Source organism: Nonomuraea sp. NPDC049714 (assembly GCF_044465295.1).
Classification (GTDB): Bacteria; Actinomycetota; Actinomycetes; order Streptosporangiales; family Streptosporangiaceae; genus Nonomuraea.
Window position 1 is genome coordinate 65,518 of record NZ_JBITLM010000006.1, and the last position, 16,620, is coordinate 82,137.

The 16,620-nt window shown below is 71.5% G+C and carries 14 protein-coding genes; 8 read left to right on the forward strand and 6 right to left on the reverse strand.

Annotated elements, in window-relative coordinates:
- Nucleotides 1–7: 7 nt before the first annotated feature.
- Nucleotides 8–799 carry a phosphotransferase gene (locus ACIBQX_RS23875; RefSeq protein WP_397007964.1) on the forward strand — a complete coding sequence of 264 codons (792 nt, stop codon included), beginning with the start codon at nucleotides 8–10 and terminating at the stop codon, nucleotides 797–799.
- Complete coding sequence (locus ACIBQX_RS23880) at nucleotides 796–1,242, forward strand: GNAT family N-acetyltransferase (protein ID WP_397007966.1); 447 nt, start codon at nucleotides 796–798, stop codon at nucleotides 1,240–1,242. The genes ACIBQX_RS23875 and ACIBQX_RS23880 overlap by 4 nt, the downstream gene beginning before the upstream one ends.
- Here the strand turns inward: ACIBQX_RS23880 and ACIBQX_RS23885 are convergent.
- Genes ACIBQX_RS23885 through nagA form a run of 3 tightly spaced genes read right to left on the reverse strand, consistent with a single transcriptional unit; the run spans nucleotide 1,232 to nucleotide 4,120 of the window.
- Nucleotides 1,232–2,056 (reverse strand): ketose-bisphosphate aldolase, encoded by an 825-nt coding sequence (locus ACIBQX_RS23885; protein ID WP_397007968.1) that lies wholly within the window; start codon nucleotides 2,054–2,056, stop codon nucleotides 1,232–1,234. The genes ACIBQX_RS23880 and ACIBQX_RS23885 overlap by 11 nt on opposite strands.
- Before the next feature lie 10 nt (nucleotides 2,057–2,066).
- Entirely contained in the window at nucleotides 2,067–2,987 is a 921-nt protein-coding gene (locus tag ACIBQX_RS23890; RefSeq protein ID WP_397007970.1) for a 1-phosphofructokinase family hexose kinase, read from the reverse strand.
- Nucleotides 2,984–4,120 (reverse strand): N-acetylglucosamine-6-phosphate deacetylase, encoded by a 1,137-nt coding sequence (gene nagA, locus ACIBQX_RS23895; protein ID WP_397007972.1) that lies wholly within the window; start codon nucleotides 4,118–4,120, stop codon nucleotides 2,984–2,986. Before nagA ends, ACIBQX_RS23890 begins: the two co-directional genes overlap by 4 nt.
- 176 nt (nucleotides 4,121–4,296) lie before the next feature.
- On the opposite strand from nagA, the gene ACIBQX_RS23900 reads away from it, so the two are divergent.
- A complete protein-coding gene (locus tag ACIBQX_RS23900) occupies nucleotides 4,297–5,067 on the forward strand; it encodes a DeoR/GlpR family DNA-binding transcription regulator (RefSeq protein WP_397007974.1) in 771 nt (256 codons plus the stop codon).
- A gap of 130 nt (nucleotides 5,068–5,197) precedes the next feature.
- Nucleotides 5,198–6,928 carry a glycerol-3-phosphate dehydrogenase/oxidase gene (locus ACIBQX_RS23905; RefSeq protein ID WP_397007976.1) on the forward strand — a complete coding sequence of 577 codons (1,731 nt, stop codon included), beginning with the start codon at nucleotides 5,198–5,200 and terminating at the stop codon, nucleotides 6,926–6,928.
- On the opposite strand, the gene ACIBQX_RS23910 is transcribed toward ACIBQX_RS23905, so the two are convergent.
- Both ACIBQX_RS23910 and ACIBQX_RS23915 read right to left on the reverse strand, forming a co-directional pair.
- Nucleotides 6,923–8,866, reverse strand: a complete 1,944-nt coding sequence (locus ACIBQX_RS23910; RefSeq protein ID WP_397007978.1) for a beta-propeller domain-containing protein — start codon at nucleotides 8,864–8,866, stop codon at nucleotides 6,923–6,925. The two genes, ACIBQX_RS23905 and ACIBQX_RS23910, sit on opposite strands and share 6 nt — an antisense overlap.
- A gap of 32 nt (nucleotides 8,867–8,898) precedes the next feature.
- Nucleotides 8,899–10,908, reverse strand: coding sequence for a protein kinase (locus ACIBQX_RS23915; protein ID WP_397007980.1), 2,010 nt, complete (start codon nucleotides 10,906–10,908; stop codon nucleotides 8,899–8,901).
- Nucleotides 10,909–11,055: 147 nt separating this feature from the next.
- On the opposite strand from ACIBQX_RS23915, the gene ACIBQX_RS23920 reads away from it, so the two are divergent.
- Nucleotides 11,056–11,532, forward strand: coding sequence for a hypothetical protein (locus tag ACIBQX_RS23920; RefSeq protein ID WP_397007982.1), 477 nt, complete (start codon nucleotides 11,056–11,058; stop codon nucleotides 11,530–11,532).
- A gap of 129 nt (nucleotides 11,533–11,661) precedes the next feature.
- Nucleotides 11,662–12,405 carry an N-acetyltransferase gene (locus ACIBQX_RS23925; RefSeq protein WP_397007984.1) on the forward strand — a complete coding sequence of 248 codons (744 nt, stop codon included), beginning with the start codon at nucleotides 11,662–11,664 and terminating at the stop codon, nucleotides 12,403–12,405.
- Here ACIBQX_RS23925 and ACIBQX_RS23930 read toward each other — a convergent pair.
- Nucleotides 12,386–13,441, reverse strand: a complete 1,056-nt coding sequence (locus tag ACIBQX_RS23930) for a PLP-dependent cysteine synthase family protein (RefSeq protein ID WP_397007986.1) — start codon at nucleotides 13,439–13,441, stop codon at nucleotides 12,386–12,388. The two genes, ACIBQX_RS23925 and ACIBQX_RS23930, sit on opposite strands and share 20 nt — an antisense overlap.
- Nucleotides 13,442–13,521: 80 nt before the next feature.
- On the opposite strand from ACIBQX_RS23930, the gene ACIBQX_RS23935 reads away from it, so the two are divergent.
- Both ACIBQX_RS23935 and guaA read left to right on the forward strand, forming a co-directional pair.
- Nucleotides 13,522–15,015, forward strand: coding sequence for a DUF885 family protein (locus tag ACIBQX_RS23935; RefSeq protein ID WP_397007988.1), 1,494 nt, complete (start codon nucleotides 13,522–13,524; stop codon nucleotides 15,013–15,015).
- Between the two features lie 54 nt (nucleotides 15,016–15,069).
- On the forward strand, nucleotides 15,070–16,617 hold the full coding sequence (guaA, locus tag ACIBQX_RS23940; protein ID WP_397007990.1) for a glutamine-hydrolyzing GMP synthase: 1,548 nt from the start codon (nucleotides 15,070–15,072) through the stop codon (nucleotides 16,615–16,617).
- Nucleotides 16,618–16,620: the final 3 nt, after the last annotated feature.

Consider the following 16,620-nt stretch of genomic DNA (forward strand, 5'->3'; position numbering starts at 1 on the left):
TGCGGAGGTGGCCGATCTGCAAGGGACGCACACGATCGAGGTGCGAGGTGACGTCGTCACCAAGCACTACAGAGCGGACAGGCCCCACGCGGCCGAACGCGAGTGGCGCGCGCTGACGTTGCTGGCCCGCTACGCTCCGGGGCTCGCGCCGAGGCCGATCTCCTTCCACGGCTGCGTGATCATGTCCCGGATCGAGGGCCGGCCGGTGCGCGGACTGCCCGAGCCCGCGGCGTACGCCCGCCAGATGGCCGCGGCCATCGCGGAGCTGCACGCCGCGGTGCCGCCCGAGGTGCTGGCCGAGGTGCCGCTGCGCAACTGGCACGCTCAGGCGCTCGCCGAGCAGGCGCGCGAGTGGTGCGAGCGCTGGCCGGGCAAGGACCCGCTGGCCGACCGGGCGGTCAGGGAGGGCTGCCAGTGGTTGGAGCAGTGGCTGGAGCGGTGGCGGCCGGACGACGGCGGGGCGCGGCCGGTGTTCGGCGGCGGCGACGGCAACCTGGCGAACTTCCTGTGGGACGGCGAGCGGGTGCGGATCGTGGACTTCGAGGACTCCGGCCGCAGCGACCGGGCCTTCGAGCTGGCGGAGCTGTCGCAGCACGTGTCGATGTGGGTGGACGGCGAGATCGACGTCCTGCGCCACTTCGACCTGCCGGCGGCCGAGCGCGCGCGGCTGCGCGAGTGCCGCAGGCTGCACGCCCTGACCTGGCTGTTCCTGCTGTCGGGTGAGGGGCCGCGCAACCCGCCGGGCACCTTCCGCAGACAGGCCGAACGGGTCCTCGCCGAGTTGGGAGCAGGAGGATGACCCGCGTGCGCCAGGCCGGAGCGGCTGACAGGGCCGCCGTCGAGAAGCTCGTGCACGACGCCTACGAGCCGTGGGTGCCGATCATCGGCATGCGGCCGATGCCGATGGAGGCGGATTACGGCGCGCTCATCGAGGCGGGGTGTGTGTACGTGACCGAGCCCGAGCTCGACGGCCTGATCGTGCTCATCCCCGAAGACGGCGTGCTGCTCGTCGACAACGTGGCGGTCCGGCCCGAACGGCACGGCAGGGGCCTCGGGCGGATGCTGCTGGCCTACGCCGAGCAGCGGGCACGGCGGCTCGCCCTGCCCGCGCTCCGGCTCTACACCAACGTCAAGATGACCACCAACATCGCGCTGTACGAGTCGCTCGGCTACGTCGAGACCGGGCGGGTCGGTGTCGAGGGGCGCTCGGCCGTGGCCATGCGCAAGGAGCTCACCCCGTGAGGACGCCGAGCAGGTGCGTCACCTCGCGGGTGACCGCGTCCCGGCCCGCGTTGACGTACTTGCGCGGGTCGACCACCTTCTCGTCGTGCGCCAGATAGTCGCGGATCGCGCCGGTGAAAGCCTTGTTCAGGTGGGTCGCGACGTTGATCTTCTTCATGCCCTGGCTCACGGCCTGGCGCAGGGTCTCGTCGGGCACGCCCGAGGAGCCGTGCAGGACCAGGGGGACCGCCAGGGTGGCCCGCAGCTCGGCGATCAGCGCCAGGTCGAGCACCGCGTCCTTGGTCGTCATCGCGTGTGAGGTGCCCACGGCGACGGCCAGCGCGTCGACGCCGGTCCTGGCCACGTAGGAGGCCGCCTCGTCCGGCTTGGTGCGGGCGCCGGGAGCGTGCACGCCGTCCTTGCCGCCGACCTCGCCGAGCTCGGCCTCCACCCACACACCGCGCTCGTGGCACCAGGCGGTCACATCGGCGGTGACGGCGACGTTCTCCTCGTCGGGGAGGGCGGACGCGTCGAACATGACCGAGCCCAGCCCCAGCCGCACGGCCTGCTCGACGAGCGCGCGGTCGGTGGCGTGGTCGAGGTGCACCGCGACGGGGACCTCGGCCCGCCGGGCGATCGCGAGCGAGGCGAGCGCGATGGGCTCCAGCTCGCCGTGGTAGCGGACGCAGTTCTCGCTGATCTGCAGCACCACCGGCAGGTCGAGCGCCTCCGCGCCCGCCACGATGGCGGTGGCGTGCTCAAGCTGGATCACGTTGAACGCGCCCACCCCGGCGGGTGAGTCGCGAATGATGTCGCCGACTGCGACGAGGGGCATGACGGTCTCCTTATGCGATCTCGATCAGGGGGTGTACGTCGCTGAAGACGTCGCGGTCGAAGTCGCCGGCCACCGGCGACGCGACCGCCGCGGCGCCGAGCGCCGCCGCCGTCCTCAGCATGTCGTGCCACGATGACGGCTCGACCAGGCCCAGCGCCAGCCCCGCCACCAGCGAGTCGCCGGCCCCCGTCGGGTTGCCTTCGACCTTGTACGGCATCCGCGCGCGCAGCGTGCCCTCGGCGGTGACCGCCAGCAGCCCGGCCGAGCCCATGGACACGACCACGGCTTCGGCGCCCTGGTCGCGCAGTGCCTGGGCGCCTTCCTCGACGGTGCCGTCCGGCACGGCGCGGGCCAGCTCCTCGGCGTTGGGCTTGACGATGGCGGGCCTGCCCTGCGGCGCGTGGCGCAGCGGCTCGCCGTCGGCGTCCACGATGGCGGGCACGCCCTTGGCCGAGGCCAGGGCCGCCAGCCTCGCGTAGGTGTCGGCGGGGACACCGCGTGGCAGGCTGCCGGAGAGGACCACCGCCTGCGCGTCTACCAACATCGCCTCATACGTTGTCACGAAATTTCGTAGCTCGTCGTCGGTCACCTGCGGCCCGGGTTCGTTGAACAGCGCGGTCCGCGTACCGTCAGAAGGGTTTTGCGTGTCCGAGACCACGAGCGTGGTGCGGGAGTCGGCGGCGATGGGCACCATCGCCGAGGGCAGCCCGGCGGCCCGCAGGTCGGCCTCCACCGCCAGGCCGGTCGGCCCGCCCGCCAGGCCGGTGACCAGCACCTCCTGGCCGAGCGCCGCCAGCACGCGGGCCACGTTGACGCCCTTGCCGCCGGCCCGCCGATGCACGGTGGCCACCCGGTTGACGCCGTCCCAGTCGACCCGGGGCACCTCGTAGGTGACGTCGAGCGCGGCGTTGAGGGTCACGGTCAGGATCATCGGGGCTCCGTGATCCAGGCGCCGCGCTGCATCACTCCGGCCACCTCCAGCTTGTCGGAGAGCACTACGAGGTCCGCCGACTTGCCGACGGCGATCGAGCCGACCTGGTCGGCCAGGCCCAGCACGCGGGCCGGGGTCAGGGAGGCCACCTGCGCCGCGTCGGGGAGCGACAGGCCCAGCTCCTGGACGGTGCGGCGGAAGGCGACGTCCATGGTGAGCGTGGAGCCCGCGATCGAGCCGCCCTCCACCAGGCGGGCGACGCCGTCCACGACGCCGACCCGCATCGGGCCGAGGAGATACTCGCCGTCGCTCAGGCCGGTGGCCGAGATCGAGTCGGTGATCAGCGCCGTCCGGCCGGGGCCCGCCACCTCGCAGGCCAGGGTGAGCATGGCCGGGTGTACGTGCACGCCGTCGTTGATCAGCTCGACCGTGACGCGCTCGTCCTGCAGCAGCGCGGCGATCGGGCCGGGGTCGCGATGGCCGAGCTGCGGCATCGCGTTGTAGAGGTGGGTGGCGACGGTCGCGCCCGCCTCGATGCCCGCCAGGGTCTGGTCGTAGTCGGCGTCGCTGTGGCCGAGCGCGGCGATCACGCCTTCGGCGGCGGCCATCCGGATCGTGTCGAGGGCGCCGGGCAGCTCGCCGGCGATCGTCAGCATCCGCACATGCCCGCGCCCGGCCTCGACCAGCCCGGCCACCTCCTGCGGCGACGGCTCCCGCAGCAGCGCGGGGTCGTGGGCGCCGCAGCGCGCCTTGGAGATGTACGGACCCTCGAAGTGGATGCCGGCCAGCAGGCCGTCGTCACAGAGCTCGGCCAGCGACGCGGCCGCCCTGGACAGCCGGTCGAGGGAGTCGGTGACCAGGCTGGCCACCAGGGTGGTGGTGCCGTGCCGCTGGTGCAGCGCCACGGCCTCGCGCGCGCCGTCCTGCTCGCCGGCCGGGAAGGAGCCGCCCGCCCCGCCGTGGTTGTGCATGTCGACGAAGCCCGGCACCACGTGCCGCCCGCCGAGGCCGTGCCCGGCTCGGGGGGCGGATCCGTGGCCGACGTGTGTGATGCGGCCGTCTTCTATGGTCAGCCACCCCTCGTGAACTCCCTCGGGGGTCACGATGCGGGCGTCGGCGAGAGTGAGGCTCATGAGGAAAGTATCGGTGAGGCGATCTCGGCTTCGGTGTGGCTGGTCACCGCTACCTCCAGATTTGCTTGTTTCTGCACTTTTTATACCAGAAGCAAGCTTAAATGGGCATCAGTGGCTCCGGTCCAGCCCGTGTGCCACGCTTGCCACCTGACGATTCCGGCGAAGGGAAGAAGATCGTGTCCCGTTATGACCGCTGGAACGCGATCCTCGAACTGCTCGCCCAGGAAGGCCGGCTCTCCGTCGAGGAGGCGGCCCAGGCGCTCGACGTCTCCACCGCCACCATCCGCCGCGACTTCGACCAGCTCGCCCAGCAGCAGATGCTGATGCGCACGCGAGGCGGCGCGGTGGCCCAGAGCGTCAGCTACGACCTGCCGCTGCGCTACAAGACGGCCAGGCGCGGGGGCGAGAAGCAGCGCATCGCCGAGGCCGCCGCCGAGCTGGTCAAGCCCGGCGCGGTGCTCGGCCTGAACGGCGGCACCACCACCTCCGAGCTGGCCCGCGTCCTGGCCACCCGGTCCACGCTGGAGTCCGGCTTCACCATCGTCACCAACGCGCTGAACATCGCCGCCGAGCTCACGGTCCGGCAGCACGTCAAGATCGTGGTCACCGGCGGGGTGGCCAGGCAGCAGTCCTACGAGCTCATCGGCCCGCTCTCCTCCGGTGTGCTGGAGCAGGTCACGCTCGACGTGGCCTTCCTCGGCGTGGACGGCCTGGACGTGGAGCTCGGCGCCTCGGCGCACCACGAGGGCGAGGCGAGCGTGAATCATCTGCTCATCACCCGGGCCGCGCGGGTCGTGGTGGTGGCAGACTCCTCGAAGATTGGCAAGAAGGCATTTTCCCGTATCTGCCCCATCGAGCAGATCGACACCCTCGTCACCGACGCACAGCTTCCGGACCTGGTCGCGGCCCGGCTCACCGACGCCGGAGTGACGGTGATCCGTGCCTGATCCGTGCCTGATCCGTGCTTGATCCGCGCGTGATCGGGGTCCGTACGTAGCCCGCGGCGTTACATGCGGCTCGATGAACGGGTAAGTATGGGGGCGCAAGGAGACAAGGCCCCGTATCTCAAGGAGAGTCATGGCGGCGGGTAAACGCGTGGCCCGGCTGGGTCCCGTCGAGCGTAGTGCGGCACTGGAGACCATGGCCGCGCGCGAGCTGGACGTGGTCGTGGTCGGCGGCGGGGTGGTGGGCGCGGGGATCGCGCTCGACGCCGCCACGCGCGGCCTGGACGTGGGTCTGGTCGAGGCGCGGGACTTCGCCTCCGGCACCTCCTCGCGCTCGTCCAAGCTGATCCACGGCGGGCTGCGCTATCTCGAACAGCTCAACTTCGAGCTCGTCAGGGAGGCGCTGCAGGAGCGGGCCCTGCTGCTGCAGCGGATCGCACCCCACCTGGTGCGGCCGGTGCCGTTCCTGTTCCCGATGACCCACATCGGGTGGGAGCGCCCCTACGTGGGGGCGGGGGTGGCCCTGTACGACACGCTGGGGATCGCCACCGGGGTGTCCAGGGGTGTGCCGGGGCACCGTCACCTGTCCAGGAGCCGGGCCCTGCGGCTGGCGCCCGCGCTGAAGCGCTCGTCCTTCACCGGCGCCGTGCAGTACTGGGACGCGCAGGTCGACGACGCCCGCTACGTGATGACCATGCTCAGGACCGCCGCCACCTACGGCGCCCACGTGGCGCCCCGGGCGCAGGTGGTGGGCTTCCTGCGGGAGGGGGAGCGCGTCACCGGGGTGCGGGTGCAGGACATGGAGTCCGGCCACGAGATGGAGGTGCGGGCGCAGCAGGTGGTCAACGCCACCGGAGTGTGGACCGACGACATCCAGGAGCTGGTGGGCGGGCGCGGGCAGATCCACGTGCGGGCGTCCAAGGGCATCCACCTGGTGGTGCCGCGCGACCGCATCCACTCCGTCACGGGACTCATCCTTCGTACGGAGAAATCCGTACTTTTCGTGATCCCGTGGGGCAGGCACTGGATCATCGGCACCACCGACACCGAGTGGACGCTGGACAAGGCGCACCCGGCCGCGTCCCGGGCGGACATCGACTATCTGCTCGACCACGTCAACGCCGTGCTGTCGGTGCCGCTGAGCAGGGATGACGTCGAAGGCGTCTACGCCGGGCTGCGGCCGCTGCTGTCGGGCGAGTCGGACGAGACGTCCAAGCTGTCGCGCGAGCACGTGGTGGCCCACCCGGTGCCGGGGCTCGTCATGATCGCCGGCGGCAAGTACACGACCTACCGGGTCATGGCCAAGGACGCCGTCGACGCCGTCGCGCACGGCCTGGACCAGCGCGTCCCGCGCTCCTGCACCGACCGGATCCCGCTGGCGGGCGCCGAGGGCTATCAGGCGCTGTGGAACTCCCGCCACCGGCTCGCCCACACCTCCGGCCTGCACGTGGCCCGGATCGAGCACCTCCTGCAGCGCTACGGCTCGCTCATCGACGAGGTGCTGGAGCTGGTCGAGCATGACCCGTCACTGGGCAGGCCGCTGCACGGGGCCGACGACTACCTGCGCGCCGAGATCGTCTACGCCGCCACCCACGAGGGCGCCAGGCATCTCAACGACGTGCTGACGCGCCGTACCCACGTCTCGATCGAGACCTTCCACCGCGGCGTGGCCGTCGCGCAGGAGGCCGCCGAGCTGCTCGCCGGCCCGCTCGGCTGGGACGCCGAGCAGGTCAAACGCGAGGTCGAGTACTTCACCAAGCGGGTCGAGGCGGAGCGTCTGTCGCAGGAGCAGGACACCGACCACGCGGCCGACGCCATCAGGCTCGGCGCCCCCGAGATCGAGCCGGTCGCCGAGGGGTCATGAGCCGAGCGGGATCCATGCCTGCCGGTCCAGCGTGGCGGCGTCGTTGACCTGCGCGCCCGCGTAGGAGAACGTCCAGATGGAGTCGCCGATCATCATCGAGCGCTGGATGCCGGGCGGGTACTCGCCGGCGCGCCCCGCCGGATGCTCGATCATGCCGACCCGGCTCACCTCCGAGTCGGTGATCTTCAACACCGCCGCGCCGCTGCGCTGCTCGCCGTCGCCGTAGGAGCTCAGCGGGATGACCGCGGTGCCGGTCTGGGGCCAGTAGAGGAAGGCGTGCGGGTCCCACTCGGCCTCCGAGCCGGAGTCCTTCTGGAACAACTGCGACAGCCTGCGCGGCGCGGCCGGGTCCCGCACGTCGAACAGCGAGACCTGCGTGCCGAGCGTCCGGCCCTGGTCGCTGGCCTCCTGGCCGATGCCGATCAGCCGGCCGTCGCCGCTGGGATGCAGGTAGGCGGAGTAGCCGGTGATCTTCAGCTCGCCGGTCACCGCGGGCTTGGCCGGGTCGCGCAGGTCCAGCGTGTAGAGCGGGTCCACCTGGCGGAAGGTGACGACGTAGCCGACCGGGCCGATGAACCGGACCGAGTAGATGCGCTCGCCCTCGCCCAGCCCGCCGACCCGGCCGACCTCGGCCAGCGTGTCCGCGGCGAGCACGTGCACGCCGCTGGCGCTGGACCTGCCGTCCCCAGAGGTGAGCGTGGTGGCCACGCGGAGGTGGCCGTCGTGCTCGGACATCGAGTACTGGTTCAGCAGCCGGCCCGGCACCTTGCCGGAGGCCACGTAGGCGGGGGCGCCCGGCTTGCTCACGTCGAACCGGTGCACCTCCGTCTCCTCCGGCGGCGGGCCCGAGGACGTGGGCGTGGGTGTGGGCTCGACCGGTACCGGCTCGGTGGCGGGGGGCACCTCGCCAGTGGGTTCGCTCTCCGCGATGGCAGGCTGGATCGGGAACCACCAGCGCGGATTGCTCGCCACGTACAGGCTCTGCCCGGTGCCGTAGACGATGTCGCCGTCGGCGGCCAGCCCGATCGGGGTGGTGCCCGCGGCGGTGAGGCCCTGCGACAGGTCGAGGGTGTGCAAGGTCAGCAGGGAGGTGCCGGTGTAGTCGGCCGGGTGGCTGACCCGCTCGCAGGGGACCGGCTCCTTCCTGACCGTGCCCGAGGCGTCGGTGATCTCGATCTCCGGCAGCCAGGCCGCCAGCGGCGCGCGCCGTACGACCTGCTGGTTGATCCGGGTGCGCTCGGCCTCGGGCAGTTGGTCCCTGGTCTGGGGGAAGGTGATGTCCGGCTGGCTCCGGGTGACGAAACGCACGGTGGAGCCGACCATCCGGGCGTCCACGTGCGTGCCCTCGGGCTTGACCGAGCCGAGCACCCTGGGTTTGCCGGCGAGGTCGACGAGCACGTACCTGGTCTCGCCGGCGGGGGCGAAGCCCCTCTTCATGGTGGCGCCGCCGCCCTGGAACAGGACCAGCGCCCGCTCGCCCGAGACGAGGAGGTCGGCGGGCGCGTAGCCGGGCGCGTCCTCGGTGGACAGGTCGAGGGAGGCGGTGACCTTCCTGGTGGCGGTGTCGATGATCCGCAGGGTGCCGCCGCTGACGGTGTAGACGCGGTCGCCGTCCGTCTTGACCAGGTCCGGCTCGTCCACGCCAGCCTCGTGCGTGTTGGTCATGGAGTGGTCGGGGGTCTGGGCGACCTTCTGCCTGGCGGCGCTCGCGTCCTCCATGTACATGACCTGGGGGCCGCCGAAGCCCCACGGGCCGACGTTCTCGGCTGCCTTGGCGCGCAGCCCGCCGAGCAGGTCGTCGCAGCCGTTGTAGGCCACCAGGCGGACGGCGCCGAGGCTCTGCCGTGGTCTGTCGTCCGGGGTGGCGGGAGCGGTGCAGGCGGCCAGTGCCGTCGCGAGGGCCGCGGCGGCCAGCACCGGGCGCGTCAGCGTCTTCATGCCCTCATTGACGGATTCCGGCGGCGACCGGTTCAGGAGCCGCCGGGGACGTCGATCGTGTAGATGGGGCTGTAGTCCACGTCCTCGCCGATGTCGATCAGTTTGCGGACGAGCTTGCCCTTGAAGTCGACCACCTGGACGTTGTCCCTGGCCGCGTTGTCCTGCTCCCAGCAGTAGAGGTGGGTCTCGTCGTACCAGCCGAGCACCTTGTCGCATTCGGAGGTGAAGGTGCGCAGCCGCTTGCCCGTCGCGGAGTCCCAGAGGCAGTGGTCGCCGTCGCCCCCGTCGGGGCAGTCGGTGACGAAGGTCCGGCCCGAGGGGGAGAAGATGTCCATGGTGCCGGACGCGAGCGTGCCGATGCCGGGCGCCTCGCGGGTGACCTTGCCGGCGGTGTCGTAGAAGCGCAGGCCCTTGTCCTGGTCGCCGTAGACGTTGACGACGCCCTTCTCCTCGTTGTCCCAGCCGAAGGCGGTCTCCTGGACCTGTTTGTCCCGGGCCATGACGATCTCACGCTCGTGCGTGGCCACGTCCACGACGGCGAAGCCGACGTAGTACCACTCGTCGCCGGTCTTCTCCTCGACGTTGAGCAGGATCTTGGAGCCGTCCTTGGACCATGACCGGATCGTGCTCTGCAGGGGCGAGCGGACGGTCTTGACCGTGACCTCGCCGCCCGACCGGCGGTCGATGATCTCGATGAAGTCGAAGTCGTCGGAGGAGTAGTCCTTGCCCCGCGTGGCCAGGTAGCGGCCGTCGGGCGAGACCATCGACTCCTTGTTGTTCGGGTATTTGACGAAGGTGCCGTTCAGCGACTGCCGGGCGTAGTCGACCCACTCCTTGCCCTTTTCGTCGTAGACCTCGTAGGACGTCAGCGTGATGGGGTCGGATTCGTTCTCGTAGATGGTGATCGAGCCGCCGGGGACCTTCAGGGGGGTGCCTGTGGCGGGCACGGCGGGCGCCGGGGCGGTGGGGGTGGGGGCCTGACTCGTCAGGGACGCACTGGCCGTGGTCCGGTTCAGCTGGTTGACCGTCACCACGCCGGCGAGCAGCAGCAGCGCGCACCCCACGGCCGCGCCCATGACGAGCACCGTCCGGGGCTTGACCTTCGGCGCGCGGGCCGGCCGGGGCTGTCCGGCGGGCGCGGTGGGCGGCTGCGTGGGATAGGCCGCGGGTGCGGGCCACGCCCCGGCGGGGATCGCGGCGGCGGAGCCCTGTGCGAGGATGCCCGACTGGGGGACCGGCCGCTGCAGCAGCCGGATGATGACCTGCTCGGCGGTGGGCCGCCGCGCCGGGTCCTTGTCCAGGCACGCCATGACCACATCGAGCAGCGGGCCGTCGAGCCCGCTCAGATCGGGCGGCTTGTTGAGCACCCGGTTGAGCACCGCGGGCATGGTGTCGCTGCCGAACGGGGCCTTGCCGGAGGCGGCGTAGACCATCGTGCCGCCCCACGAGAACAGGTCGGCCGCCGGGCCGACCTGATGGCCCATGATCTGCTCGGGCGGCATGTAGGACGGGGTGCCGACCGGCATGCTGCTGAGCGTGGAGGTGGCGTCGAGGGCGCGGGCGATGCCGAAGTCGATCACCCGGGGGCCGTCGGCGCCGATGATCACGTTGGCCGGTTTGAAGTCGCGGTGCACGATCCCCGCCTGGTGGATCGCGGCCAGGGCGGTGGCGGTGCCGATGGCCAGGCGGTGCAGGGTCGTGCCGCCGCGGGGGCCCTCCTGCTGGACGACCTGCTGCAGGGAAGGGCCGTCGATGAACTCGCTGACGATGAAGGGCCGGTCGAGCTCGACGCCGGTGCCCAGGACCGCCGCCGTGCAGAACGGCGCGACCTGCTGGGCGACCTCCACCTCGCGCAGGAAGCGCCCGATGCTCACCTGGTCGGCGGCCTGATCGGAGCGCAGCCACTTGATCGCCACCTGCGCTCCCAAGGGGTCGGTGGCCAGGTAGACGACGCCCTGCCCGCCCTCGCCCAGCCGGCCGAGCAGGTCCATGCCGCCGAGGCTGCGTGGATCTTCCGGTCTCAGCGGTGCGATGTCAGGCATGCGTCAATACTGGCCCATCGACAAAACCTACTGATCAGTAGTCATGGAGGTCGCAAAACGGTAACGAACGACACGCTGGTGGTTAGCGGCCCCCGGGGAGGTGGTTAGGGGACTTTGCGGAAATTTGTCTCTTTCGGGGGTTTTACCATGCTCAAGAGGACACTGACCGTCGCCCTGGCCGGGGTCGCCGCCATGGCGTTGCACCTGATCACCTCCCCGGCGGCGGGCGCCGCTGCGTACGGCTGCAGCGGCACGCAGGTCGGCAGCTGGAAGGTGCCGATGAAGGACGCGCTCGACGGCGGCACGTACTACATCAGCGACGTCAAGCTCTTCTACAACGCGCGGACCGGGTGGAACTGCGCCGCCCTGGTCAAGCGCTCCGACCACCAGAGGTACGGCGAGAAGACCCCGATGTACCTGGAGATGTACAACTCCAGGTGGGCGGAGGACAACTGGAAGAACAACTACGACAAGGACGTCGGCCGCTTCAAGTACCACGCCGGACCGGTCAAGGTGTACGGCAGGAACATCTGCGTGAGCATCCACGCCAAGCACGGCGACCATACCGGGCCGGGCGACGACTACAACGGCAGGCTCTCCCTGAGCGGCGTGGCCTGCGACTGATCTACGGCGATCCCGGCCACCATCACCCGAAATTTCGGCGTACGGCCGGGATCGCCGAATTTAGCGATGAGTTGGATGCATAACGCCGTGGCATGCCGGGTGGCCCGGCGAAGTGTGAGGATAGTTCGCATGACTCTCCGGATCACGACCCTGGCGGAGCGCCCCGAGTTCGCCTCCACACTGTGGGACATGGAGAACTCCTGGCAGGAGTTCATGCTCAACGACCCGCTCGCCGACTTCTTCTACGACGTCGCCGCCCGCATGTACCCCGAATACGTGCTGGTGGCCGATGACGACGGCGAACCCGGCAGGCTCGTGGCGCGAGGGTGCACCATGCCCTTCACCTTCGACGGCGCCGAGCCGCCCGACGACGGCTGGGACGGCGTGATCCGCCGAGGCCGGCTGGCCAGGGACAGGGGCACCCGCCCCGACCGGATCTCGGCCCTGGAGATCACCGTCCGCCGTGACCTGCTCGGCCACGGCATCTCCTCGCGGATGGTCCTCGCCATGCGCGACAACGCGGTCAGGCTCGGCTTCGACGAGCTCCTCGCGCCGGTCAGACCCAACCAGAAACACCTCGAACCGCACACCCCGATGAGCGAGTACGCCTTCCGCACCCGTGCCGACGGCCTGCCCCACGACGCCTGGCTGCGGGTGCACGCCCGCGTGGGCGGGAAGATCGTCAAGGTGGCGCCGCGCTCCATGGTCGTGCCGGGCACGCTGGAGGAGTGGCGGAGCTGGACGGGACTGCCGTTCGACCGGTCCGGCGAGATCGAGGTGCCGGGGGCGCTCAGCCCCGTGCACTGCGAGGTCGAGCGCGACTACGCCGTCTACGTCGAGCCCAACGTCTGGGTCAGCCATCCGCTGGGCTGAGCCGCCGCAGCCGCTCCTGGTGCGCCCGTACGTCCAGCCCTTTCGCGGCGGCCCATCCGTCGTCGTGGTAGGTCGCCAGATGCCGCTCGTGCGCGTCGCCCAGTACGGACACCACGGTGCCGCCCCCGGGCATCCGCTCGGCCAGCTCCAGCGCCGCCCAGAGCGCGGTGCCGGACGAGCCGCCCACGGGCAGCCCGGTCACCTCCCTGATATGCCGGGCCGCCGCCACACTCGCCGCGTCGGGCACCGGGACGACCAGGTCGACGAGGTCGGCCCGGAACCCCGGCTCCATCCGGGGCCGGCCGACCCCCTCGATCCGGGACGGCATCCCGGTCGCGTAGTCGGGCACGTCGAGCGTCCAGCCGGGGAAGTACGCCGAGTTCTCGGGATCCGCCACGGCGACCCGGGGCCCGCCCGCGTGCCTGTCCGCGTCCGCGTGCCCGCCTGCGGGCTCGTCCGTAAGCCCGACCGTGGGGTCGGTCGACGGCCCGTCCGCCTGGTGCTCCCGCCGCCATCGGCCGAGTGCCGCCGACGTGGCCCCGGTGCTCGCCCCCACCACCACCCAGTCCGGTCGCACCTGCGCGAACAGCTCGCCGGCGAGGTCGTGCTCGGCGGCCCGCCCGAACTGGTCGAGGAAGTGCCCCTCGACCTTCCGCGCCGCGTCGTAGATGGCCACCGGCGGCGTCACGAACCGGCACTCGCCGCCCAGCTCCTCCACCGGCCGCGCCCGCTCCTCGCTCCGCGCCCCCGGCATGACCACGATGTACGGCAGGCCGAGCCGCCTGGCGTACCAGGCCTGCGCCACGGCGGCGTTGCCCCCCGTGGCCTCCACCACGGTCGTCCCCTCGCCGAGCAGCCCGTCGAGCACCGCCTGCCGGAACAGCGCGCGGGCATGCCGGTGCCGCAGGCTGCCCGTGGGCTGCGCCGACTCGTCCTTCAGCAGCAGCCGCACCCCGGGCACGGCGACGGGAAACTCGATCAACGGCGTGGGCGGCCCGGCCTGCAGCAGGTCGAGCGCCCGGACATCCCAGCTCACCTCACCGACTCTTTCACGATCAGAGCGGCGGCGCCCGTACCCGATTCCAAGATCGCGCTGCTTGCGCTAGCGTCGCGGGCATGACGGAACTCCAGCCCCGACTGCGGGCCATCACCGACCTGGCCGTGGCGGAGGCGCGTGAGACGGGCGGCAGGCACGAGTACGACGGGATGATCCAGGACCTCTCGCCCGACGGGGTGCGGGCCGGGCTGGCACGGCTGGGTGAGGGCGCCGCGCCGGAGGATCCGTACGACGCCCGGCACATGCGCGTGTTCGAGGAGAGCCTGCGCGCCCAGTACGGCGAGCTGGAGCTGCACCGGCGCAACCCCCTGTGCCATCTGTCCAACCTGGACCTGGCCTGCTACGACCGCGACTACGGCCCGGAGCCGGACCGCGCCGCGGCCAAGGCGGCCCACCTCGCGCGCTGGCCCGAGGCCGTACGACACGCGGTCACCGCGCTCGACCGGCTCAGCGCCCCGGTCGCGAGCTCCCTGCTCGGCGCCGTCAGGGGCCTGGCCGCGGGGATCACCGACGAGACCGCGCTGAAGGCCCACGGCGAGCTCGTCACGCACATCGAGCGGGCCGCCGCCGAGGGCGACCCGGACGCCTCGCTCGGCGCGCCGGCGCTGGCCCGGCTGATGGGCGCCGGCGAAGGGCTGGAGGTCGACCTCGGCAGGCTGGCCGAGCGCGCCGACGCCGAGCGCGGCAGGCTGCTGGAGCGGCTGGCCGACGGCTGCGCCAAACTCGGCGAACGGGACCGGGCGCCCCTCGACGTGGTCCGCGAGCTGGTCAAGCGCCACCCCGACGCCGACGGCGTGATCGAGGCGGCCCGCGTCGGCACCCGTAAGGCCATCGCGTTCACGGCCGAGAAGGAGCTGGTGCCTTACCACGACGGCGAGTGCCTGGTCGGCCTCGCGCCGGAGTCACGCCGGTGGGCGATGGCGATGATGTCGTGGAACGCGCCGGGTGAGCCCGAGGGCCCGTCGTGGTACTACATCACCCCGCCCGACCCCTCCTGGCCCGAGCAGGACGCCGAGGAGTGGCTGGAGATCTTCAGCGACACCACCCTGCCCGCGATCAACGTGCACGAAGTGGCGCCCGGCCACTTCTCGCACGGCCTGGCCCTGCGCCGGGCCGGGTCGGACGTGCGGCGGCTGCTGCAGTCCATGTCGTTCGCCGAAGGCTGGGCGCACTACGCCGAGGAGCTCTGCGTGGAGGAGGGCTTCGAGGCGCAGGACCCGCGCTTCGAGATCGGCGTCTGGGTGGAGGCGCTGATCCGCGTCACCCGGCTCGCCTGCGCCATCGGCGTGCACACCGGGGCCATGACCGTCGAGGACGCCGCCAGGCGCTTCGAGACCGACACCCACCTGGTGGGCCCGGGGGCGCTGGCCGAAGCCAGGCGGGCCTCGTTCGACCCGACGTACGGCCGCTACACCTGGGGCAAGCTGGTCATCATGGACCTGCGCGAGCAGGCGCGGCGCGAGTGGGGCGCGGGTTTCACGCTCCAGCGCTTCCACAAGGCGATGCTCGATCTGGGCTCTCCGCCGCTGGGGCTCCTCGGCGCGATTGTCTGAGCGTGCGGCCGATAGACTGAGAGCACCGCATTCGCCTTTTGGGGGGTTCTCTCGGTGTCTGAGTTCGACACAGTGCTCGTCGTCGACTTCGGTGCGCAGTACGCACAGTTGATCGCCAGGCGGGTGCGCGAGTGCCACGTCTACTCCGAGATCGTTCCCTCGACGATGCCGGTCGAGGAGATGCTGGCCAAGAAGCCGAAGGCCATCATCCTGTCCGGCGGGCCCTCCTCGGTCTACGCCGACAACGCCCCGGACGTCCCGCACGGCCTGTTCGAGACCGGGGTGCCCACGTTCGGCATCTGCTACGGCTTCCAGGCGATGGCCCAGGCGCTGGGCGGCGAGGTGGCCCGCACGGGCGTCGCCGAGTACGGCGGCACCGCCCTGGAGGTGCTGACCGAGGGCGTGATCTTCGCCGGGCTGCCCGCCACGCAGAAGGTCTGGATGTCCCACGGCGACAGCGTCGCCGCCGCTCCCGAGGGCTTCGCGGTGACGGCCTCGACCAGCGAGACCCCGGTCGCCGCCTTCGAGCACCCCGAGCGCGGCCTTTACGGCGTGCAGTTCCACCCCGAGGTGCTCCACTCCGAGCACGGCCAGCAGGTGCTCAGGCACTTCCTCGACGCGGCCGGCTGCCGCCCGACGTGGACCATGCTCAACATCGTCGAGGAGTCCATCGACGCGGTCCGCCGGCAGGTCGGCGAGGGGCGCGCGATCTGCGCGCTGTCCGGCGGCGTCGACTCCGCGGTGGCCGGAGCCATCGTCCAGCGCGCCATCGGCGACCGGCTGACCTGTGTCTTCGTCGACCACGGCCTGCTGCGCAAGGGCGAGGCCGAGCAGGTCGAGCGCGACTTCGTCGCCGCCACCGGCGTCAACCTGCGCGTCGTGGACGCCGCCGACCGGTTCCTGAAGGCCCTCGAAGGCGTCACCGACCCCGAGGAGAAGCGCAAGATCATCGGCCGCGAGTTCATCCGCGTCTTCGAGGACGAGCAGCGGGCCATCATGGCCGACGGCCCGGTCGACTTCCTCGTCCAGGGCACTCTTTACCCCGACGTGGTCGAGTCCGGCGGCGGCACCGGCACCGCCAACATCAAGTCGCACCACAACGTCGGCGGGCTCCCCGAGGACCTGCAGTTCAAGCTGGTGGAGCCGCTGCGGACGCTGTTCAAGGACGAGGTACGACGCGCGGGCGAGGAGCTCGGCCTGCCGTCGGCCATGGTCTGGCGGCAGCCGTTCCCAGGGCCCGGCCTCGGCATCCGGATCATCGGCGAGGTGACGCGCGAGCGGCTCGACCTGCTGCGCGAGGCCGACGCGATCGCCCGCGAGGAGCTGTCACGGGCCGGCCTGGACCGGGAGATCTGGCAGTGCCCGGTGGTGCTGCTGGCCGACGTCCGCTCGGTGGGCGTGCAGGGCGACGGCCGCACCTACGGCCACCCCGTCGTTCTGCGGCCCGTAACCTCCGAGGACGCGATGACGGCCGACTGGGCGCGGGTGCCCTACGACGTGCTGTCGCGCATCTCCACCCGCATCACCAACGAGGTCAGGGACGTCAACCGGGTGGTGGTCGACGTGACCAGCAAGCCTCCGGGCACCATCGAGTGGGAGTAGCCG